The organism is Corallococcus aberystwythensis (assembly GCF_003612165.1).
Taxonomy (GTDB): domain Bacteria; phylum Myxococcota; class Myxococcia; order Myxococcales; family Myxococcaceae; genus Corallococcus; species Corallococcus aberystwythensis.
This window is the reverse complement of sequence record NZ_RAWK01000190.1, coordinates 1-20238: the sequence shown is the minus strand read 5'-3', so window position 1 is coordinate 20238 and position 20238 is coordinate 1. Positions and strand designations below refer to the sequence as shown.

Sequence of the window (20238 nt, the reverse complement as noted above, 5' to 3'; positions counted from 1 at the left end):
GGTGGGCGGAGGCTGCGGTGGAAGGGGGAGTGGGGCTGGCTAAGCTGGCTGAATCGCTTGCATTTTCCGGTCTGTTGTCCTAGGCAGTCAAGGCCCGGATGGGGGGGTGTTGACACTCATGCATCCCCACCGGCCGGGCTACCAACAACACGGCGCCGCGAGACCTTCCGCAAGGTGATTCGCGGGCGCTTCCGACCGTGAAGTGACGACAATGGACGGTTTGAATCCCCGGAAGCTCTTCTCCCTCCTGTTCATCATCGGCATCGCCGTGGTGTTCACGCTCCAGTTCGGTCCGGGCAGCAACGGATTCGCCGACACTGGCAGCGCCGCACCTACCGCGAGCGCGGTGGCTACCGTGAACGGAAAGGAGATTCCCCTGCGCGACTTCAGCATGGCCTGGTCGCGCCAGATGAACTTCCTGCGCTCGCAGGGCAACCCCATCCCGGAGTCGGTGGCCCGTCAGTTCGGCCTGGACAAGCAGGTGCTCGACCGGCTGGTGAACGCGGAGCTGCTCGCCCAGTCGGCGGAGCGCCACGGCATCACCCCTTCGGATGAGGAGCTGCGCAAGCTCATCCATGAGAACACGGACTTCCACTCCAAGGAGGGGGCGTTCGACTTCGCCCGCTACCAGCAGGTGCTGCGCGATTTCTACCGCCGCACGCCGCAGGAGTACGAGCAGGAGCTGCGCCGGCAGATGGCCGCCCAGAAGATGATGGACGTGGTGCGCACGGGCGCCGTGGTGTCGGACGACGAGGTCCGCGCGCGCTACGAGAAGGAAGGCAACCAGGCGAAGCTGGTGTTCGCCCGCTTCCTGCCCACCATGTACGCGGACAAGGTCCCCGCGCCCACGGCCGCGCAGCTGGCCGCGTTCCAGAAGGCGCATGAGAAGGAGATCGCCGACTACTACTCGGCGAACAGCTTCGTCTACAACGTGCCGGAGCGGATCCGCGCCCGGCAGATCCTGGTGAAGGTGGCCCCGGACGCGACGGCCGAGCAGAAGGCCCAGGCGAAGGCGAAGGCGGAAGGCCTGCGCAAGGAGCTGGAGGGCGGCAAGGACTTCGCCACCCTGGCCAAGGCGAGCAGCGACGACGACGCCACCAAGCTGAAGGGCGGCGAGCTGGGCTGGGTGGAGCGCACCACGTGGGACCCGGCGCTGGCCGACGCGGCGTTCGCGCTGAAGGCCGGGGAAGTGACGCAGCCGGTGGAGTCCGCGCTGGGCATCCACCTGGTGAAGGTGGAGGAGAAGAAGGACGCCCAGGCCAGGAAGCTGGACGACGTGAAGGGCGAGATCGCCACCAGCCTCTACAAGCAGGAGCAGGCCAAGGGTCTGGCCAAGGCGGAGGCGGACAAGGCGCTGGCCGCGGCGAAGGCCGGCAAGTCCCTGAAGGAGCAGTTCCCGGTCCCCGCTGGTCAGCAGCCCGCGCTCCTGCGCTTCGAGGCGGAGACGAAGCCGGAGGCCGTGGAGACGGACAGCTTCACCGCGCAGGGTGACTCCGTGCCGCACCTGGGTCCGGCGCCCGGCCTGGTGAAGTCCACCTTCGAGGCCAAGGGCCCGGCGGTGCTGGACGAGGTCTTCACCGTGGGCGAGGCGAACATCGTCGCGCAGGTGGTGGAGCGCGAGAAGCCGGACACCGCGGGCTTCGACAAGCGCAAGGAGGAGCTGCGCACCCAGGCCCGTCAGGCCAAGCAGATTGAGCTGACGGAGTCCTTCCTCAAGTCCCTGAAGAAGAGCGGCAACGTCGTCACCAACACCGAGGCCATCGACTCGGTGCTGGGCTCCGCGGGGTAGTCACCCGCCGGAGCGGGCGTAGGGGACCTCGCGAGGGGTCCCTTCCGCCGAAGGGGCCTCGGCGACGGCGATGCCGTCCCGGCCCCGGCCCTTGGCCGCGTACATGGCGAAGTCCGCCGCGCGGATGAGGTCCGTGGACGTGCTGGCATGGTCCGGGAAGGACGCCACCCCGACGCTCGCGGTGAGCGCCACGTCCAGCCCCTGCTCGCGCAGGAAGCGCTGGCCACGGAACGCCTCGCAGATGCGCTGCGCGATGACCTGCGCGCCTTCCGTGTCCGTTTCAATCAACATCACCGCGAACTCGTCGCCGCCGTAGCGGAAGACGGCGTCCAGGTTGTGGCGGCCCAGACTGATGAGCAGGTCCCCCACCTCCTTGAGCGTGGCGCTGCCCACCAGGTGCCCGTGCCGGTCGTTGATGGACTTGAAGTGGTCCAGGTCCAGGAACACGAGCGACAGCGGGTGGCGGAAGCGCGCCGAGCGCTTCACCTCCTGCTCCAATTGCGCGCGCAGGTGCCGCGCGTTGAAGCAGCCGGTGTGCTCGTCGGTGATGGTGAGCTCCTGCACGCGGCGGAAGTTGCGCGCGTTCTCGATGGCGATGGCCGCGTAGTCCGCGATGGCGGACAGGGCGGTGAGGTCGTCATGCGTGAAGCCGGGCTCCGTGGGGCCGTTGACCAGCTCAATCACGCCCAGCACGCGCTCGCGCGCCACCAGGGGCACGGCGAGCAGCGAGCGGGTGTGGAAGGCGGAGGCCTCGTCGAAGCGGGGCGCGAAGCTGGGGTCGCCGCCCACGTCGTGCACGAGCCGCGCGATACCGGAGGAGAACACGGCCCCGGCGATGCCCTCTCCCGGGTTGAGCTGCAGGCCCTTGAGCGCCTCCGCGCCCTCCCCCACCGCGATTTCGAAGTAGAGCTTTCCGGTGCGCTCGTCCTGCAGGATGAGGGACCAGTTGCGCGGCCTGAGCAGCGCGCTGACCTTCTGCATCACGAGCGCGAGCACTTCGCGCAGCTCCAGCGTGGAGGTCAGCGCCTTGGCCATCTCGTTGTAGGCGGCCAGTTGCTCCACTGTCCGCTTCATGGCCGACAGGAGGTCCGCGGGGTTCATCGAGGTGCCCTCTGGAGCGCAAGTCTGCTAAGGCCCGCGAGCGCGAAACACCCCGCACCCGCCCATGGATCCAACCGCTCTGTTCGTTCTCGCCTCCGCATCGCCCCGGCGCAAGGATTTATTGGCCCAGCTGGGCCTTCGCTTCACCGTGGCGGCGGCGGATATCGATGAAACGCCGATGGCCGGAGAAATTGCGTCGGACTACGTGCACCGGCTGGCCGTGGAGAAGGCCCGCACGGTCGCCACCCGACACCCGGACGCGTGGGTGCTGGCCGCGGACACCACGGTGGCCCTGGGGTCGGAGCTCCTGGGCAAGCCCCGGGACGCGGCGGAGGCGCGGGAGATGCTCGCCCGGCTGTCCGGCCGCGTCCATGAGGTCTTCACCGGCATCGCGGTGGCGGGCCGGGCCCGGGACTCCCAGGTCGTGCGCACGCAGGTGACTTTTCGCACGCTCTCGCCGGATGAGATTGCCTGGTACGCGGACACCGGCGAGCCCCTGGACAAGGCGGGCGCCTATGCCATCCAGGGCAAGGGCGGCTTCCTGGTGCAGGGCATCGACGGCAGCCCCTCCAACGTCGTGGGCCTGCCCCTGGGGGAGACGCTGGCGCTGCTCACCCGCGTGGGCATGCCGCTGCCCTGGACGGAGGGCCGGCGATGAGCGTGGCGGACAACCTGGCGCGGGTGCGCGAGCGCGTGGCGAAGGCCTGCGCGAGCGCGGGACGGCCGGAGTCGTCCGTGACGCTGGTGGCGGTGTCCAAGCTCAAGCCCGCGGCGCTCATCCGCGAGGCGTACGCCGCGGGCCAGCGCGACTTCGGGGAGAACTACGCCCAGGAGCTGCGCGACAAGGCCGAGGAGCTCAAGGACCTGGACGGCCTGCGCTGGCACGCCATTGGTTCGCTCCAGACGAACAAGGTGAAGTACGTGGCCCGCGTCGCGCACGCCTTCCACGCGCTGGAGCGGCTGGACGTCGCCGTGGAGCTGTCCAAGCGGCGCGCGGGGGCGGCCCCCCTGCCCTGCTACGTGGAGCTCAACCTGGGCGGCGAGGACACCAAGCACGGGCTCACGCCGGACGCGCTGGCGGGCTTCCTGGCCCAGGTGCGCGAGCTGCCGAACCTCCAGGTGGTGGGGCTGATGGCGCTGCCGCCGCCCACGGACGACGTGGCGCGGATGCGCGAGGGCTTCGCCCGGCTGCGCGAGCTGGCGGCGGCGCATGCGCTGACGGCCCTGTCCATGGGCACCACGCACGACTTCGAGCAGGCCATCCTGGAAGGCGCCACCGCCGTGCGCGTGGGCACCGCCATCTTCGGCGAGCGCTCCTGACGCGGGGTGTGCCCGGGGCCGCTCACAGCTCCCGGAACCGCACCCGCCCCTCCTGGTTGATGAGCGCCTTGTACTCGCAGCCGCAGTAGTTGCAGCGCACCTCGTCCCCGTCGGTGAACGTCTCGTCCACGGGGTTGTTGGCGTTGCACCCGGGGCAGTCGAACTCCTTCTTCACGCGGCTGCCGGACCCCGCGCCCGAGTCCTTGGCGAAGTCGTCGTCGTCGAACTGGAAGTCGTTGGCCATGGGCCCGGACGCTAGCACCGGGCGGCCGTCCGGGGGCGCCCTGCTGGGCATCCAGGCAGGCGCGCAAGAGTGTCCGCCATTTGTCAGCGGCCCTTGCTGGCGTGTACCCCTGCGGGCCGCTCTTCTGTCCCCTGCCTGGCTTTTCCAGGCGCGTCTGGAGGGCGGCCGGACGGCTTTGAATGCTGTCCCACGGCCGTCCGTCCTGGAAATGTCCGGTGGTGGGGGCGGTTGATGGGCACGGTTGGCTTGGGCGGGCCGGCCACCTAACTTGCAAGCAAGGGAGCACACCCGATGCGCAGTCTGTCCAGCTGGGGGTTCACGGCCGCGGTGGTGGGACTCATGGGGTCCGCGCTGGCGCACGCCCAGGAGCCCACCGGGACGGCGTTCGGCCCGGGTGAGCAGGCCCAGTACCGGGTGCGCTACCTGGGGCTGACGGCCGGCACGGCGACGGTGACGGTGGGCGCGCCCATGACGCAGTGGGGCCAGAGCGTGTGGCCCATCGTGTCCACGGCGAAGTCCGACGACCTGGTGGGCGTCTACCCCATCAAGAGCCGCTTCGTGTCGTACTGGGACGCGGGCGCCCAGCGGGTGACGGGCAGCGACCTGCACTCCGAGGAGAACCGCAAGCGCCGCCGCCAGCGCATCCAGCTCACGGCGGACGGCACCGGCGCGAAGGTCATCAAGCAGAAGGAGAGCGACCCGCCGCGCGAGTCCGAGCACGCGCTGACCCAGGGCACGCTGGACGTGACGGGCGCGACGTTCGCGCTGCGCGGCCAGGAGCTGACGGTGGGCCGCTCCTACGAGTACCCGGTGTTCACCGGCAGCAAGCAGTTCACCATGCGCGCCACGGTGGAGGGCCGCGAGACGGTCACCACGCCCGCGGGCGCGCGCGACACCTTCCGCGTGCGCGTGCACACGGAGTTCGGCGGCAAGCTGGAGTCCAAGCGCGACATGGTCGCGTACCTCAGCGCGGACGCCCGGCACGTGCCGGTGCGCATCGAGGCGGACTTCGCGCTGGGCACCATCGTGGCGGAACTGACGGACTACAAGCCGGGCCGCGTGGTGGTGGTGGCCCGGGCGGACAACTCGGGCGACTGAAGCGTCGTCCGCCAACCAGGGGAAGGCAGGGGGCATGGGCGTGGGTTGGGCATGGGCAGTGGCGGCGGTGCTTTCCGCCGCGCCGGGTAGCGTGCAGGTGGTGTCGCCGCTGGTGAAGGTGCGGCCGGACGCGACGCCGAAGGGCGCGAAGGAGGCCCGCCTCAGCGCGGCCCGGGGCGAGTGCGAGGGCACGCAGCTGGTCCTCCCCCAGGGCGTGACGCGCGTGACGATGCAGCCGCTGGCCCTCAAGGGGCCGGGCGCGCCGCTCACCGTGGACACGTGGCGTGAGGTCTACGTCGACGTGAAGACGCCCTCCAACGGCGAGGGCAGGACCGGGCCGTGGCCGGACGCACTGGTGCCCCTGTCGGCGCCCGGCAATCCCAGACATCCCACCGTCGTCTACGCGGAGGTCTGCGTTCCCGCGAAGCAGGCTCCCGGCACCTATACGGGGAGCCTGACGGCTTCGGTGGACGGGAAGGAGCTGCCCGCCGTCCCCTTCACGGTGGAGGTGCGGCCCTTCGACCTGCCCGCGACGTCGTCCCTGCCCAACAGCTTCGGCATCTCGCTGTACAGCATCGCGAAGGGGCACGGCATCCCGGCGGACTCGCCGGAGGCCAGGGCCCTGCTGCGCGCGTACGGCAAGGCACTGCTGGAGCACCGCGTGAGCGCGCACGGCATGGGCATGGATCCGCCGCCGGTGAAGTTCCAGGACGGCCGCGCGGTGCTGGACTGGACCGCGTACGACGCGGAGATGGCGCCCTTCCTGGACGGCAGCGTGCTGCCCTCCGGCGCGCGCTTCACCACGGCCGACGTGCGCGACAACCGCAAGGCCTCCACGGACGCGGAGAAGACGGCGTACTACCGCGCCTTCCAGAAGCACTTCGAGGACAAGGGCTGGAAGGCGCAGCTCTTCTTCTACGCCAAGGACGAACCCAAGCCGGCGGACGTGCCGCTGGTGAAGGCGCAGGCGAAGCGCGTGCATGACGCGGGGGGAAACATCCCCGTGCTCGTCACCACGGCGCTGAATCCCGCGTTCCAGGGGTCGGTGGACATCCTCACGCCCATCATCAACTGCTTCTACCCGCGCGAGGGGCCGCAGACGTGCCACTTCGTGGCGGACGCCGCGACCGCGCGCTCGAAGCTGCCGTCGCGCGCGAAGGTGTGGTGGTACCAGAGCTGTATGGCCCACGGCTGCACGGGCGGTCCGCCTCCGGACAAGGCGCTGGACAAGGCGTACAGCGACTGGGCCTCGTACATGGTGGACCACCCGGCCCCGCTCAACCGCGCCATGGGCGTGCTGGCCTTTGGAAGCGGCGTGGACGGCGAGCTCTATTTCGACACCGTCTTCGCCTACAACACGAAGAAGGACCCCTGGGCGGACCTCTTCGAGTTCGGCGGCAACGGCGACGGCACCCTCTTCTACCCGGGCACGCCCGCGAAGCTGGGCGGCACGGAGCACCAGCCCGTGGTGTCGCTGCGGCTCAAACACATCCGCGACGGCCTGGAGGACTACGAATACCTGCGCCTGCTCACCTCGCTGGGCGATGGCGCCTTCGCGAAGACGGCGGCGAAGCGGCTGGCGAAGTCCGGTTACGAAATCTCCCGGGACCCGGCGGAGTGGGAAGCGGTGCGCCAGGAAGTGACCGAGCGCATCGTGAAGCGTCAGTCGGCTGAACAAGCGAAGCGCTCCGGACGTCGGACTTCCGGGGGAACCCCGTAGTCACTCCCCCCTGGGAGGAAGCAGAATGAACGCCATGCGCAACCTCGTCGCGGCCTGCCTCGCCTTCAGCGCCCTCAGCGCCATCCCGGGTCAGGCCCAGGAGGCCCGGCCACTCCCGCTCAAGTCCGTCCTGAGCCCTTCCACGAAGGCGCCCGGGACGGACACCGCCGCGGACCCCGCGAAGCCCGCGGAGTCCCCGGAGAACACCGGCGACGCGTCCGCCGCCGCCGCGCCCGCCGAGCCCGTTGTCGCGGTGAAGCCGTGCGACCAGGCCCTGCCCACGCTGCGCTCGCCGCTGGCCTTCAAGCCGGGGGAGCTGCTCGAGTTCGACATGGACGCCATGGGCGCCAAGGCCGGCAAGCTCACCATGCGCGTGCAGCGTCCCGCCAATGGCTCGCTGCCGGTGCTGGTGGAGGCGCAGACGAACACGCTGTTCTCCAAGGTGCGCCGGGTGCGCGGCAGCGCGACCAGCTACCTGCACCCGAAGACGCTGCGCCCTTCGAAGTACACGGAAGAGGCCGTGGAGAACGAGCAGCGCCGCAAGGTGAACGTGGACTTCGGCGCGCAGGACAAGAGCGTCAAGGTGGACTACCAGATTGGGGACCGCCCCAAGGGCCAGTTCAACTACGCCTTCGACAAGGACGGCCTGGACGTCGCGGGCGCCATCTACCTCATCCGCCAGCTGCCTCTGAAGAAGGACCTGCCCGTCTGCTTCGACGTGTACGGCATCCGCCGCATGTGGCGCATGACGGCCACCGTGGTGGAGCGCGAGCACGTGTCGCTGCCCCTGGGCGAGTTCGACGCCTGGCACCTGGCCGGCACCGCCGTGCGCCTGGACCGGCCGTCGCAGACGCGCGACGTGCACGTCTGGATTACCGACGACGACCGCCGTCTCCCGCTGGCCGCCGTGGGCGCCATCGACCTGGGCGCGGTGCGTCTGACCCTGTCCGGCGTGAAGCGCCCCGGTGAAAAACCCATGGAGGCGCAGGGCAAGGAAGATCTCAAGTGGTGACGCGGGGCTGAGCTAGCCGTTGCGGATCATCCCGGCGGCCTGCGACAGACGGCGGCGCAGGTGCGTCACCACCTCGTGCAGGTCCTCCAGGCGCTGGAGCACGTGCAGGTCCTCCCCCGCGTTCATCACGGCGACAGGCGTCAGCGTCTCGCGGTGGAGCGTCAGCAGGAGGTCATGGAAGTGGGCCTGCACGTCGCCCAGGGCATCCAGACCCTCGCGGAGGTCGTCCTCCAGGAAGTCCAGGAGGACGGTGGCGTCCGCGCGAGCGGGCAGCGTCCGGGCCAGGCGCTCCACCGCCCCGCGCACGGGGTCGGTACGGCGCAACATCCCGGGGGGAGCGAGGGCTGCGACGGGAGGGGGCATGCCCAGGACGCTACAGGCCCGTAGCGTCCGGTCAATTTTCCACCCCCTCCCCCCTTTCAGCGCGCGGGGCCCGCGGCGCCGCCCGTGGCGGCAGGCGCGGCGGCCGGACCCGTGGCGGGCGCGGCGTTGGCCGGTGCGGGCGTGGCGGGCAGCGCGGTGCTCGGTGAGGAGTTGAGCGGCGCGGGCGTGCCCAGCAGCGGCGCGGGCGCGCCGCTCAACACCGGCACGCCCGCCGTGCCGCTGCCTCCCGTGCCCTGCTGCGTCCCCTGCCCGAAGCGCGGCGCGGACATCGGCGCCACCGCCGCCGGGAAGGCCGTGGGCGCCACCGGCGTCAACGTCGCGAGCGACCTGGGCAGATCCCCCGTCGTGGGCACCACCGCCACGGACGGCACCCGTGCCCCCTCCACGTCGATGGCGACGTTGTCGAAGAGGAACTGGATGAACCCGCGCGGCTCCGCTCCCGGCGGCAGGTTCCACACCACCACCACCAGCTCCGCATCCCCGGGCCTCGCCTCGCGCAGGAGCCGCGTCGTGTCGTCATCCGAGTACGTGCCCGCGTCCAACGCCGCCGCGTGAATCAGCGCCGAGTCCGTCAGCAGCGTCCCGTTGCGCCACACGCTGCCAATGCCCCACACGGCCATGGCCGCGTGCGCGCGCGTCGTGGCGCGCCAGCCCAGGCCTGTTTCACCGTAGAGCGGCGTCCCCATCAGCACGCCGCCCTCCACCATATGCGGCGGCGGCGGAGGGAGCGGCCCTGCGGGCGCCCGCGACATCGCCTGTTTCGGCGGGAAGCCCGTCTGCGTCAGCTCCACGCGGTAGTCCGCGCCGCCAATGCGCAGGCTCGCGGAGAGCTGCGCCTTGTCGCCGAAGGTCGCGTTGGCCACGCCGACCCGGTCCTGCACGGAGAGCGACGCCTGCCCCGTGCCCCGCTCCGTCAGGTCACCAAATGGAAGCGTACCCTGGAAGTAGTAACCGTCCGGTTGCTCGGTCCTCGCGCTGGCCTCCCGGCCCTCGAACGTGACCCCGTCGCCCCCTGGCGCCGCCGCCAGGAAACCGGACAGCAAGATGCTCGTGATTGGACCCGCCATCGACGCTGCCTCCCTTGAAATCAAAGGTAGGCAGCGGAGCGGGCCGTGGCACGCCCCGGGACTAAATCAGTCCGCGGGCGCGGCGGATCTGCTCGACCGTCTTGTTGTACTCGATGTCGAAGGCGCTCGTGCCCTCCTGCAGGTGCTTCAGCCGCGAGCGGGCCTCCCGGTCGATCTCGTCGTCGACGTCCAGGTGCTTCTTCATGCCCTGGAACATCTTCTGACGCAGCACGTTGTCGGGGGAGTAGACCTCCTCGACGTTCCGGCTGATGAGGAGGAACTCAATCATCTGGTTGATGACGTACTCGATGCCCTCGTCCCCCATCTTGAAGCCGCGCACGTCCGCCATCTCGCGCTTCACCTGGTTGAACTTGGAGTAGTCATATCCCCGACGCTCCAGGGCCTCGCGCGTCGCCTGGTTCACACGCTCTTCGTTGGCGAGGTACTCGCGCATGATGGCGGAGAGATCCATCTCGGCGTCGGCCACGCGCATCGGCTCCACCTCGATGTCCCCGTCCTGCATGAGCTGCTGAATGGCCTCGCGCGAGATGATCGGGATCACCTTCGGATACAGCCTCATGTCGGTCCCTCGTCCTCTTCAAACGTGCTCGGATCTTCAACCGCTATAAATCAGCGCCGAGCATGGTCGCAATGAAAAACCCTAGGAACGTCGCGGGTTCCAGCGGCCAGTCCCCCCGGCGTCCGAAGCGGAACTTAATCATGCCGCACCCGGTGGCGACCCTCCATCCGCTTTTTCATGCACGGGTTCGGAAGCGTCATCCAGGGAGGCTTCGCGCACGGGGTCATCCGTGTCGTCCTCGGGATCGCCATGCAGGCCCGCGTGGACGCGCTCGGCCATCGCCGGGCCCACGACCTCGGCCAGCTCCTCGATGCTGGCGTCACCCACCCGCTTGAGAGAACCGAAGTGGCGCAGCAACATCTTCCGCCGGCCTTCACCCACGCCGGGAATGTCCTCCAGCGCGGAGCGCAAGGAGCTCTTGCGCATGGATTTGCCCTGGAAGGTGATGGCGAAGCGGTGGGCCTCGTCCCGCATGCGCGTGAGCATGAACATTTCCGCCGAGTTCTGGGGCAGGACGATGGGGTCCTTGCGGCCCAGGACGAAGATGCGCTCGGGGCTCTTCGCGCTCTCCGCGTCGCGGTCAAACACCTCCTGATCGCGGCTCTTGGCCAGGCCCACCACGTCCACGCCCTCCACGCCCAGGTCCTTCATGGCCGCGTGCGCGCTGGCGAGCTGGCCCTTGCCGCCGTCGATGACGAGCAGGTCCGGCAGGTCGTTGTCCTCCAGGCCGCGCTTGAGCCTGCGGGTGATGACCTCGTACATGCTGGCGAAGTCGTCCTGCTTGTCCACCGTCTTGATCTTGTATTTGCGGTAGCGCGACTTGTCCGTCTCCCCGTCCGTCACGGCCACCTGCGACGCGACGATGGAGGAGCTCTGGAAGTGGGAGATGTCGTAGCACTCCATGCGGCGCGGGAAGTTGCGCAGGCCCAGCTTGGACTGGAGCCGTGACAGCACCGTGTCCGTTTCGTCCTTGGTGCGCTTGCGCTCGATGAAGGCCTGCTCCGCGTTCTTCACCGCCATGCCCACCAGCTCATGCTTCTCACCGCGCTTGGGGACGAAGACGCGCACGCGCTCGCCCTTGCGCTCCGTGAGCAGGGCCTCCAGGCCGTCGGTGCCGTCGCCGGGCTCCAGGGGCAGCAGCACCTCCTCCGGCACGAAGCCGCCCTGGTCGTAGTAGAGGTTCACGAACGAGGCGAGCAGCTCGTCGTCCGGGAACTCCTGGCTGCCGAAGGGGAAGGCCTGGCCGCCGTTGAGCCGGCCCTGCCGCACGTGCAGCACGTAGAACAGGATGCGGTCGCCCTCGCGATACAGGGCGAACACGTCCTGATCCTTGAAGTCGGTGGTGGCCACCTTCTGGCGCTCCAGGCTGCGCTCGATGGCGAGCAGCTGGTCACGCACGCGCGCGGCCTCCTCGAACTTCAGCTCCACCGCCGCGCGCTTCATGCGCAGGCGCAGCCCTTCAATCAGCTGCCCCGCCTTGCCCTCCAGGAACATGCCCACTTCGTCCACGCTCTTGCCGTAGTCCTCCGGGGACACCGGATGGACGCACGGAGCCGGGCACCGTCCGATTTGATACAGCAGGCACGGCCGCTTGCGGTTGGCCAGGACGTGGTCCGTGCAGGTGCGCAGGCGGAAGAAGCGGTTGATGAGGCGCAGCGTTTCGCGGATGGCGCCCGCGCTGGAGTACGGGCCGAAGTAGCGCGCGCCGTCCTTCTCGTACTTGCGCACCACCTCCAGCCGGGGGAACGGCTGGGTGCGGTCCAGGCGCAGGGAGATGAACTGCTTGTCGTCCTTGAGCAGGACGTTGAAGCGCGGCTTGTGCTTCTTGATCAGCTCGTTTTCAAGAAGGAGGGCCTCCTTCTCGTTGTGGACGAGCACCGTCTCCAGGTCGCCCAGCATCGTGTCCAGCAGGGACACGAAGACGCGGGTGTCGCCGGAGCGGTTGAAGTAGCTGCGCACGCGGCTGCGCAGGTTCACGGCCTTGCCCACGTAGATGATGGTCCCGCGCTTGTCCTTCATCAGGTACACGCCGGGCTCGGTGGGCAGCGCGTCCAGCTTCTCCTGCAGCCGGATGTCCATGGAGGGGCCTCGTTCCTAGTTCTTGCGTGACCGGGAACGGCCAGGCGCCCCGGAGGACCCACTGCCCGAGGAAGCCGACGGGCGCCCGCGTCCCCTGCCCTTCTTGGGCGTGGTGCCGGGCTGATCCGCCGGCTTGGGCGGCGCACGCAGCAGCGAACGCGAGGCGGGCTTGAGCCCCAGGTCCATGTCCTTGAGCAGCTGGACGCGGTCGCGGAACTCGGCGGCCTTCTCGAACTGCATCTCGTCCGCGGCCTTGAGCATGTCGGCGCTGAACTCCGTGATGAGGCGCTTGATCTCCTTGGGCTCCAGGAGGTCGTTCTCCCCTTCCGCCGCCATGGGCAGCGCGCCCGCGCCCGCGTCGTAGTCCGGGATGTTCTGCGTGAAGTCGGTGATGTTGCTCTTCACGGACCGCGGCGTGATGCCGTGCTCCAGGTTGTACGCGCGCTGGATGTCGCGGCGGCGCGTGGTCTCCTCCATGGCGCGCTTCATGGAGTCGGTCATCTGATCCGAATACATGATGACGCGGCCGTTCAGGTTGCGCGCCGCGCGGCCAATGGTCTGGATGAGCGACACGTGGCTGCGCAGGAAGCCTTCCTTGTCGGCGTCCAGGATGGCCACCAGCGACACCTCCGGGATGTCCAGGCCCTCGCGCAGGAGGTTGATGCCCACGAGCACGTCGAACTCGCCCCGGCGCAGGTCGCGGATGATGGCCATGCGCTGGATGGCGTCGATGTCCGAGTGCAGGTAGCGCACCTTCACACCCACGTCGCTGTAGTACTCGGTGAGGTCCTCCGCCATGCGCTTGGTGAGCGTCGTCACCAGCACGCGCTCCTTGCGCGACACGCGCACGCGGACCTCTTCCAAGAGGTCGTCCACCTGGTTGCCCGCGGGGCGCGTCTCCACCTCCGGGTCGGTGAGGCCCGTGGGGCGGATGATCTGCTCCACCACCACGCCCTTGGACTTCTGCAGCTCGTACTCGGCGGGGGTCGCGGAGACGAAGACGACCTGGGGGACCATCTCCTCGAACTCGACGAACTTCAGCGGACGGTTGTCCAGCGCGCTGGGCATGCGGAAGCCGAAGTTGACCAGCGTCTCCTTGCGGGCGCGGTCGCCCCGGTACATGGCGCCAATCTGGGACACCGTCTGGTGGCTCTCGTCGATGAGCACCAGCAGGTCGCGCGGGAAGTAGTCGATGAGGCACGGGGCCGCTTCACCCGGCGCGCGCCCGGTGAAGTGGCGCGAGTAGTTCTCGATGCCGTTGCAGTAGCCGACCTGTTCAATCATCTCCAGGTCGAACATGGTGCGCTGCTCCAGCCGCTGCGCCTCCAGCAGCTTGCCCTCCGCCTTGAACTTCTGGAGCTGTTCGGCCAGCTCCTCGCGGATGGTGCGCATGGCGTTCTGGCGCGCGTCGGCGCCGGCGACGTAGTGGCTGGCGGGGAAGATGACGATCTTCTCCAGCTGCCCCAGCGTCTGGCCGCGCAGCGGGTCGAACTCGGTGATGCGCTCCACCTCGTCGCCAAAGAAGCTGACGCGCACGGCGCGCTCCTCTTCGTACGCGGGGAACACCTCCACGGTGTCGCCACGGGCGCGGAAGGTGCCGCGGTGGAAGTCCAGGTCGTTGCGCTCGTACTGGGCCTCCACCAGCTTGCGCATGAAGCCGTCGCGGCCCATCTCCTCGCCCACGTTGGCGCGGATGGCCAGGTCCACGTAGCTGCGCGCGGCGCCCAGGCCGTAGATGCAGGAAACGCTGGCCACGATGATGACGTCGCTGCGGGTGCGCAGGCTGTGCGTCGCCGAGTGGCGCATCCGTTCGATGTTGTCGTTGATGGACGAGTCCTTCTCGATGAAGGTGTCCGTCGACGGGACGTAGGCCTCGGGCTGGTAGTAGTCGTAGTACGAGACGAAGTACTCGACGGCGTTGTTCGGGAAGAGCCCCTTGAACTCGCCGTACAGCTGCGCGGCCAGCGTCTTGTTGTGCGCGATGACCAGCGAGGGCCGTTTCACGTTGGCGATGAGGTTCGCCATGGTGAACGTCTTTCCCGAGCCGGTGACGCCCAGGAGGGTCTGGTAGCGGTCGCCGCGAAGCAGGCCCTCGGTCAACTCCCCGATGGCCCTTGGCTGGTCGCCCTGCGGCTTGTGCTCACTGACGAGTTCGAACTCCGGCATAGAGGACAGATCTAACATCCCCGCTGCCTGTGTACTGAACCTTCGTGCATGCCCGTCCAGCAGAGGACGGGGCGCTCCCCTACTGCGCGGACGGGGCCTTCAGTGCCTCCAGGGACTTCAGGCGGGCGGCTTCGAACTCGTCCCCCTTGTTCCATGCGGGCATCTGGGGGGCCTTCGCCACCTGGGCCCCCACCAGGAAGAACAGCCGGGTGTCCTCCACGGCGCCGGACAGGTCCCACTCCGGGCGGACCTCGTCGGAGGGCTGGTGGTAGTGCTTCGCCTCCCACTGCCCGCGCTGCGCCTTGCCCCAGCCTTCCGGCCGGCCGATGAAGTCCATGCCGCTGCCGAAGTAGGCGGCCGGGATGCCCTGCCGCGCGAAGTTGAACTGATCCGACCGGTAGAAGAAGCCGCGGTCGGAGAGCTGATCCGCCTTCACCGTGCGCCCCTGCGTCTTCGCCATCGCGGTGACGAAGGTGTCCAGGGAGGACTTGCCCAGGCCGATGACGGTGATGTCGCGCGTGCGGCCCAGCACGTTGCCGCCATCCACGTTGATGTTCGCGGCGATGCGCCCTGGAGGCACGGGCGGATGCGCCGCGAGGTACGCGGAGCCCAGCAGGCCGTACTCCTCCGCGGCCACCGCGGCGAAGAGGATGGTGCGGCGCGGAGGCGTGGGCAGCGCGGTGAAGGCGCGGGCCACGGACAGCATCGCGGCGACCCCCGCCGCGTTGTCCAGCGCGCCGTTGTAGATGACGTCCTCGCCGGGCTTGCCGTCGTCCTTCTTGCCCAGGTGGTCATGGTGCGCGCTGTAGAGCACCACTTCCTTTGACAGCGTGGGGTCACTGCCGGGCAGCAGGCCCAGCACGTTGGCGGTGGGCCGGCGGCGCACCTCGTTGGTGAGGCTCAGGGACAGCGTCACGCCCAGCGGGACCGGTCGGAAGTCGCGCTTCTGCGCGGCGGCGCGCAGCGCTTCCAGGTCCTGCCCCGCCAGCTTCATCACCTGCTTCGTGGCGTCCTCGGTGGTCCACGCCTTCACCTGGAGGCGGGGCGCGTCGCCCGCGGGCAGTTCGAACTGCTCGCCGGTCCACGACGTGCGCACCACCTGCCACGGGTAGCCCGCGCTGGGCGTGGTGTGGATGATGATGGCGCCCGCCGCGCCCGTCTTCGCCGCCTGCTCGTATTTGTAGTCCCAGCGGCCGTACCAGAGGCGCGCCTTGCCTCCGAAGAGGCGGGGGTCGTCCTCCGGATCATTGTTGAGGATGACCAGCGTCTTGCCCTTGAGGTCCGCGCCCTTGAAGTCGTCCCACTGGTACTCCGGCGCGACAATGCCGTAGCCCACGAACACCAGCTCGGACGCGTCCAGCTTCGCCTCCGTCGCCTGCACGCCGGACACGGCGATGAAGTCCTCGCGCGGCTGGAGCTCCACGCGGCCCGCCTTCGCCTGGAAGGTCATGGCGCCGGGATGGCTGTTGATGCCCATGAGGTCGAAGCGCTGGAGGTAGCCGCCACCCTCGGCGCCCGGCTTCAGGCCCAGGCCCTCGAACTGCGTGGCGATGTACTCCTGCGCCAGCGCGTCACCTCGCGTGCCGGGGCCGCGGCCCTCCAGCAGGTCGCTCGCCAGGAAGCGCACGTGCGCGCGCAGCAGGTCCGCGGTGATGGCCTGTCCGGCCGTCTTCTCCTGCGGCGTGACGGTGGGCGCGCCCGCGGCAAGCGCGGACGCGGAACACAGCGAAACGAACAGCGCTGGGAGGAGCCTCATGGGCTCCGTGCGTAGCATGGCCGCACGGGCGCCCCCCAGCGGGTTTTCAGGCGGCGGGCGCCGCCACCTTCCAGGAGGTGCCAGCAGGCGTGTCCATGATGTCCACGCCCAGGGCCTTGAGGGCCCCGCGCACCTCGTCCGCCTTCGCGAAGTCCTTCGCGGCGCGCGCGGCGGTCCGCTCGGAGAGCAGCCGTTCCACCTCCGCCACGTCGATGCCGCGCTCACGCACCGCGCGGTCGCGGCGGCGCAGGAGCCACTCGCCCGGGTCGTCCTCGAAGACGCCCAGGACGCGGGACGTCTCACGCACCTGTTCCCGCAGCGACTGGAGCGTGCGGCCCACCAGCGGCTTGTCCTTCACGGGCGGCTTGTCGGTGAGCTCGTTCATGAAGCCGAAGAGGCCTGACAGCGCACCCAGCGCGCCCGCGGTGTTGAAGTCGTCGTCCATGGCGGACTCGAACTCCGCGAGGAAGCGCGCGGGCTCTCCGTGCAGCGGCCCCTTGCCGAAGTCCTTGCCCGCCACGCGCTCGTCCACCTTGCGCAGCGTTTCGTAGAAGTACTCCATGCGCCCTTCGGCGTCCTGGAGTGCCTTCTCCCCGAAGTTGAGCGGGTGGCGGTAGTGCGTGGAGAGGAAGAAGAAGCGCAGGGCCTCCGGGTCCACCTTGGCGAGCGCGTCGCGCAGGCGCACCACGTTGCCCAGCGACTTGGACATCTTCGCGCCTTCCAGGTCCAGGAAGCCGCAGTGCATCCAGTACTTCGCCATCGTCTGGCCGGTGGAGGACTCGCTCTGGGCGATCTCGTTCTCGTGGTGGGGGAAGATGAGGTCCAGCGCCCCGCCGTGGATGTCGAACGTGCGGCCCAGGAACTTCTCGCTCATCGCGGAGCACTCGATGTGCCAGCCCGGACGGCCCTTGCCCCAGGGGCTGTCCCACGACACCTCACCGGGCTTCGCCGCCTTCCACAGCGCGAAGTCCAGGGGCTGGCGCTTGAGGTCGCCGGGCTGCACGCGCTCGCCCTGGCACAGGTCGTCCACGTGGCGCTTGGACAGCTTCGCGTAGTCCTCGTCCTTCTCGACGGCGAAGTACACGTCGCCCTTCGCTTCGTAGGCGTAGCCCTTGTCCACGAGCGTCCCGATGAGGGCGATGATCTCCGGGATGGTCTCGCTCACGCGCGGGGACACGTCCGGTTCGCGCAGGTGCAGCGCGCGGGCGTCCTCGCGGAAGGCCTCCACGAAGCGCGAGGCGAGCGCGATGGGCTCCTCCCCCGTCTCGTGCGCGGCCTTGATGATCTTGTCGTCGACGTCCGTGTAGTTGCGCACGTACGTCACCTTGAAGCCCCGGTAGCGCAGGTAGCGGACCACCACGTCGAACGACGTGAAGGTGCGTGCGTTCCCGATATGGATGTAGCTGTAGACCGTAGGCCCACAGACGTAGACCTTCACCTCGCCGGGCACCAGCGGCTCCAGCGGCTCCTTCTGCATGGACATCGTATTGAAGAGCCGGATGGGTGAGGGGGCCACGGTGGAAGGTCCTCCTTTGGGAGCAGGGCGGGCGCGGCACTTGCGCAACGCGATACACACTCTAGGATCCCGGGTCCCACACAGGCCAGCACTTGGCGTTGGAAGCGTCGGATAGGGAGAATCGCCGCATGGCCCCGCCGAATCCGAAGCGTCCGCCGCGCCCTCCCCGCCCTCCTGGGCAGAAGGCGTCTTCGGACGACCCGGACGAGCTGCCCTTCGACGACGATGAGGTGGCGCCCCTGCAGGCGGATGATCCGCGCCCGCAGCGCGTGCCCCAGTACCCCGCCGGTCCCCGGAAGGTGAAGCGGCGCGGGCCGGGCGAGCGCACGAAGTCCGACCGGGAGCTGTCACCCCGGTACGACTGGGCGAAGGAGTACTCGGATCCAGGCGTGACGCCCGCGTTCGTGTACGTGGAGCGAGGGCCGGGCGCGGGGCAGCTCGTGCCGCTGCACCAGGGCTCCATCACGCTGGGGCGGTCGTCCACGTCGGACCTGCGGCTCCAGCACGCGTCCATCAGCCGGCGCCACGCGCAGCTGACCCGGCGGGGCAATGTCTTCACCGTGCGCGACCTGGGCAGCCAGAACGGCACGTTCGTCAACCGCCTGCGCATCAAGGGCGAGGTGGAGATCAAACCCGGGGACGAGCTGAGCCTGGGCAACGCGACCTTGCGGCTGCGCGGTTCAGGGGCCGGGCCGGCGGTGCCCCGGACGTTGTTGGATCCGCTGCCTCGCCCGGGGAAGCGCCCGCTGAGCGGGGTCGCCGTGGCGGTGGCCGCGGTGGTCGTGGGCTCCGTGGTGGCGGCGTTGATCAGCGGGGTGGCCATGCGGATGGCGGACGGGGCTCCCACGAAGGCCCCTGGGGCTCCGGCCGCGCCCGCGAACGATGCCGCCGCGGAGCTTCCCGCGAAAGTGCCGGACGTCAGCCCCCAACAGGACGCCCCGCTGAGTGCGACGGACGTCGCTCGCGGCCTGCATCCCGCGACCCCCACACCCGATGGCAGCACTGGCGCTTCGAAGGGGCTCAGCGCCTCGGACATCGCACGAGGCGCACACGCCAGCCGGGCGCCCGCCAGTGCTCCGGACCTGGCCCACGGCCCGCCTGCGAGCACGGGTCAGGCGGCCGCCGCAGCCGGGCGGAAGGACCACCCCTCGGCTGAGCCGCCGGGACCTCCGGATGAGCGTCAGCGCGCGGGCATCCTCTCGCGCTACGAATCCGGGGATGTCGCCGGAGCGTTGGCCCAGGCGAAGCGCGCGAACCTGGCGCCCCTGGTGCAACAACTCACCCGCTTCCAGGCTGCCGAGTCCGCCGCCCGGACCGCCCTGGCGCAGCAGGACCGCCCCCGGGCGCTGGATGCGCTCGGCGCCGCCGTGCGGGCGGACCAGGAGCTGTCCCAGGGATGGAGCCGCCAGGGGCTCAGCCTTCGCCGCCAGCTCGCCGGGCTCTACGTGCGCACCGGCCAGGAAGCAGCCAGGGCCCAGCGCTTCGCCGAGGCCCGCACGGCCTTCACCGCCGCCCTCCAGTACGACGCCGAAAACGCCGAGGCCCGCACACAGCTGGCGGCGCTCGCAGCGCAGGCGCCTTGAGCGGGCCCGTTCGTCAGGGCTCGGCCCCGGGAGGCCCGGCTGCCGGACGCTGAAAACACGACACCCCGGATTCCATCGAGGGAACCCGGGGCGCGGGGTGCGAACGCGATGGCCGCGGGGGCCTTCGCGTCACGCGGGGACTCAGGCGAGGTTGAAGATCTTCTTCAGGTCGGACTCGACCTCTTCCTCGGAGCAGTCCTTGGCCAGCGACAGCTCCTTGATGAGCAGCGAGCGAGCCGTGTCGAGCATCTTGCGCTCGCCGAACGACAGGTCCTTGTCACCCTTGAGCAGGTACAGGTCGCGGAGCACCTCGGCGATCTCGAAGACGGAGCCCGTCTTGATCTTCTCCATGTACTCGCGGTACCGGCGGTTCCACGTGGTGGAGTCGACGGAGATGTCCTTCTCGCGGAGGATGGAGTAGACCTGCTTGACGTCCTCCTCGCTGATGATCTCCCGAAGGCCAACCGAACCGACCTTGTTGATGGGGATCATGATCCGCATCCCGTTCTCCAGGATGCGCAGCACGTAGAACGACTGGCGCTGCCCGGCGACCTCGGTGTGCTCGATGCCCATCACCTCACCGACGCCCTGGCCCGGATAAACCGCCTTGTCACCAGTCTTGAAGCTGGTCTGCACTAAATGCCTCCTTGGAGAAAGCTTCGACCCCAGCCTTCGCGCCCGCCACTACTACCACAAACCACATCCACGGGCAACGAAATCGCCTTGACCACCCGATGACAGCCGCACTACGGTGTCCGGTTTTGTGTGCGGTGTCGCTCGGTGTGTGAGCGCCGCGTAACGGACGGGGCGGTGGGTGGGGGTG

General features: G+C 69.3%; 17 protein-coding genes. 7 read left to right on the top strand and 10 right to left on the bottom strand.

What is annotated here, in order from left to right; all coding sequences use genetic code 11:
• The first annotated feature begins 211 nt into the window (after window positions 1-211).
• Entirely contained in the window at window positions 212-1789 is a 1578-nt protein-coding gene (locus D7W81_RS27550; protein WP_120558371.1) for a peptidylprolyl isomerase, read from the top strand.
• Here D7W81_RS27550 and D7W81_RS27545 read toward each other — a convergent pair whose 3' ends face one another.
• Window positions 1790-2890, bottom strand: coding sequence for a GGDEF domain-containing protein (locus D7W81_RS27545; RefSeq protein WP_120558370.1), 1101 nt, complete (start codon window positions 2888-2890; stop codon window positions 1790-1792).
• Window positions 2891-2954: 64 nt separating this feature from the next.
• Here D7W81_RS27545 and D7W81_RS27540 point away from each other — a divergent pair, with 64 nt between their 5' ends.
• Both D7W81_RS27540 and D7W81_RS27535 read left to right on the top strand, forming a co-directional pair.
• On the top strand, window positions 2955-3548 hold the full coding sequence (locus D7W81_RS27540; protein ID WP_120558369.1) for a Maf family protein: 594 nt from the start codon (window positions 2955-2957) through the stop codon (window positions 3546-3548).
• A complete protein-coding gene (locus D7W81_RS27535) occupies window positions 3545-4210 on the top strand; it encodes a YggS family pyridoxal phosphate-dependent enzyme (protein WP_120558368.1) in 666 nt (221 codons plus the stop codon). The genes D7W81_RS27540 and D7W81_RS27535 overlap by 4 nt, the downstream gene beginning before the upstream one ends.
• A 22-nt stretch (window positions 4211-4232) precedes the next feature.
• Here the strand turns inward: D7W81_RS27535 and D7W81_RS27530 are convergent, their stop codons facing one another.
• On the bottom strand, window positions 4233-4454 hold the full coding sequence (locus D7W81_RS27530; protein ID WP_120558367.1) for a hypothetical protein: 222 nt from the start codon (window positions 4452-4454) through the stop codon (window positions 4233-4235).
• Window positions 4455-4745: 291 nt separating this feature from the next.
• On the opposite strand from D7W81_RS27530, the gene D7W81_RS27525 reads away from it, so the two are divergent.
• Genes D7W81_RS27525 through D7W81_RS27515 form a run of 3 tightly spaced genes read left to right on the top strand, consistent with a single transcriptional unit; the run spans window position 4746 to window position 8284 of the window.
• The gene (locus D7W81_RS27525) at window positions 4746-5552 is read left to right on the top strand and encodes a DUF3108 domain-containing protein (RefSeq protein WP_120558366.1); all 807 of its coding nucleotides are present in this window, start codon (window positions 4746-4748) and stop codon (window positions 5550-5552) included.
• Window positions 5553-5586: 34 nt separating this feature from the next.
• Complete coding sequence (locus tag D7W81_RS27520) at window positions 5587-7272, top strand: DUF4091 domain-containing protein (RefSeq protein WP_120558365.1); 1686 nt, start codon at window positions 5587-5589, stop codon at window positions 7270-7272.
• Between the two features lie 25 nt (window positions 7273-7297).
• On the top strand, window positions 7298-8284 hold the full coding sequence (locus D7W81_RS27515; protein WP_120558364.1) for a DUF3108 domain-containing protein: 987 nt from the start codon (window positions 7298-7300) through the stop codon (window positions 8282-8284).
• Window positions 8285-8296: 12 nt separating this feature from the next.
• On the opposite strand, the gene D7W81_RS27510 is transcribed toward D7W81_RS27515, so the two are convergent.
• From D7W81_RS27510 to cysS, 7 genes are all read right to left on the bottom strand, one after another.
• Window positions 8297-8611: a hypothetical protein gene (locus tag D7W81_RS27510; protein ID WP_306440914.1), complete on the bottom strand. Its 315-nt coding sequence runs from the start codon at window positions 8609-8611 to the stop codon at window positions 8297-8299.
• 92 nt (window positions 8612-8703) lie between these two features.
• A complete protein-coding gene (locus D7W81_RS27505; protein ID WP_120558362.1) occupies window positions 8704-9735 on the bottom strand; it encodes a hypothetical protein in 1032 nt (343 codons plus the stop codon).
• A 61-nt stretch (window positions 9736-9796) separates the two neighbouring features.
• A complete protein-coding gene (locus tag D7W81_RS27500; protein WP_014398200.1) occupies window positions 9797-10315 on the bottom strand; it encodes a DUF507 family protein in 519 nt (172 codons plus the stop codon).
• 138 nt (window positions 10316-10453) lie between these two features.
• Window positions 10454-12394: an excinuclease ABC subunit UvrC gene (uvrC, locus tag D7W81_RS27495; RefSeq protein ID WP_120558361.1), complete on the bottom strand. Its 1941-nt coding sequence runs from the start codon at window positions 12392-12394 to the stop codon at window positions 10454-10456.
• A 15-nt stretch (window positions 12395-12409) separates the two neighbouring features.
• Complete coding sequence (gene uvrB, locus D7W81_RS27490) at window positions 12410-14560, bottom strand: excinuclease ABC subunit UvrB (protein WP_167508108.1); 2151 nt, start codon at window positions 14558-14560, stop codon at window positions 12410-12412.
• Window positions 14561-14639: 79 nt separating this feature from the next.
• Entirely contained in the window at window positions 14640-16316 is a 1677-nt protein-coding gene (locus D7W81_RS27485; RefSeq protein ID WP_120558372.1) for a M28 family metallopeptidase, read from the bottom strand.
• A 46-nt stretch (window positions 16317-16362) separates the two neighbouring features.
• Window positions 16363-17832, bottom strand: coding sequence for a cysteine--tRNA ligase (gene cysS, locus D7W81_RS27480; RefSeq protein WP_120558359.1), 1470 nt, complete (start codon window positions 17830-17832; stop codon window positions 16363-16365).
• Window positions 17833-17960: 128 nt separating this feature from the next.
• Here cysS and D7W81_RS27475 point away from each other — a divergent pair, with 128 nt between their 5' ends.
• On the top strand, window positions 17961-19415 hold the full coding sequence (locus D7W81_RS27475; protein WP_120558358.1) for an FHA domain-containing protein: 1455 nt from the start codon (window positions 17961-17963) through the stop codon (window positions 19413-19415).
• Between the two features lie 141 nt (window positions 19416-19556).
• On the opposite strand, the gene D7W81_RS27470 is transcribed toward D7W81_RS27475, so the two are convergent.
• Complete coding sequence (locus D7W81_RS27470; RefSeq protein ID WP_014398206.1) at window positions 19557-20051, bottom strand: CarD family transcriptional regulator; 495 nt, start codon at window positions 20049-20051, stop codon at window positions 19557-19559.
• Between the last annotated feature and the right edge of the window lie 187 nt (window positions 20052-20238).

Excerpts from the sequence above, each read along its gene's own strand:
- D7W81_RS27550 (WP_120558371.1), top strand. The coding sequence starts at position 212 with ATGGACGGTTTGAATCCCCGGAAGCTCTTCTCCCTCCTGTTCATCATC.
- D7W81_RS27545 (WP_120558370.1), bottom strand. The coding sequence starts at position 2,890 with ATGAACCCCGCGGACCTCCTGTCGGCCATGAAGCGGACAGTGGAGCAA.
- D7W81_RS27540 (WP_120558369.1), top strand. The coding sequence starts at position 2,955 with ATGGATCCAACCGCTCTGTTCGTTCTCGCCTCCGCATCGCCCCGGCGC.
- D7W81_RS27535 (WP_120558368.1), top strand. The coding sequence starts at position 3,545 with ATGAGCGTGGCGGACAACCTGGCGCGGGTGCGCGAGCGCGTGGCGAAG.
- D7W81_RS27530 (WP_120558367.1), bottom strand. The coding sequence starts at position 4,454 with ATGGCCAACGACTTCCAGTTCGACGACGACGACTTCGCCAAGGACTCG.
- D7W81_RS27525 (WP_120558366.1), top strand. The coding sequence starts at position 4,746 with ATGCGCAGTCTGTCCAGCTGGGGGTTCACGGCCGCGGTGGTGGGACTC.
- D7W81_RS27520 (WP_120558365.1), top strand. The coding sequence starts at position 5,587 with ATGGGCGTGGGTTGGGCATGGGCAGTGGCGGCGGTGCTTTCCGCCGCG.
- D7W81_RS27515 (WP_120558364.1), top strand. The coding sequence starts at position 7,298 with ATGAACGCCATGCGCAACCTCGTCGCGGCCTGCCTCGCCTTCAGCGCC.
- D7W81_RS27510 (WP_306440914.1), bottom strand. The coding sequence starts at position 8,611 with ATGTTGCGCCGTACCGACCCCGTGCGCGGGGCGGTGGAGCGCCTGGCC.
- D7W81_RS27505 (WP_120558362.1), bottom strand. The coding sequence starts at position 9,735 with ATGGCGGGTCCAATCACGAGCATCTTGCTGTCCGGTTTCCTGGCGGCG.
- D7W81_RS27500 (WP_014398200.1), bottom strand. The coding sequence starts at position 10,315 with ATGAGGCTGTATCCGAAGGTGATCCCGATCATCTCGCGCGAGGCCATT.
- uvrC (WP_120558361.1), bottom strand. The coding sequence starts at position 12,394 with ATGGACATCCGGCTGCAGGAGAAGCTGGACGCGCTGCCCACCGAGCCC.
- uvrB (WP_167508108.1), bottom strand. The coding sequence starts at position 14,560 with ATGCCGGAGTTCGAACTCGTCAGTGAGCACAAGCCGCAGGGCGACCAG.
- D7W81_RS27485 (WP_120558372.1), bottom strand. The coding sequence starts at position 16,316 with ATGAGGCTCCTCCCAGCGCTGTTCGTTTCGCTGTGTTCCGCGTCCGCG.
- D7W81_RS27475 (WP_120558358.1), top strand. The coding sequence starts at position 17,961 with ATGGCCCCGCCGAATCCGAAGCGTCCGCCGCGCCCTCCCCGCCCTCCT.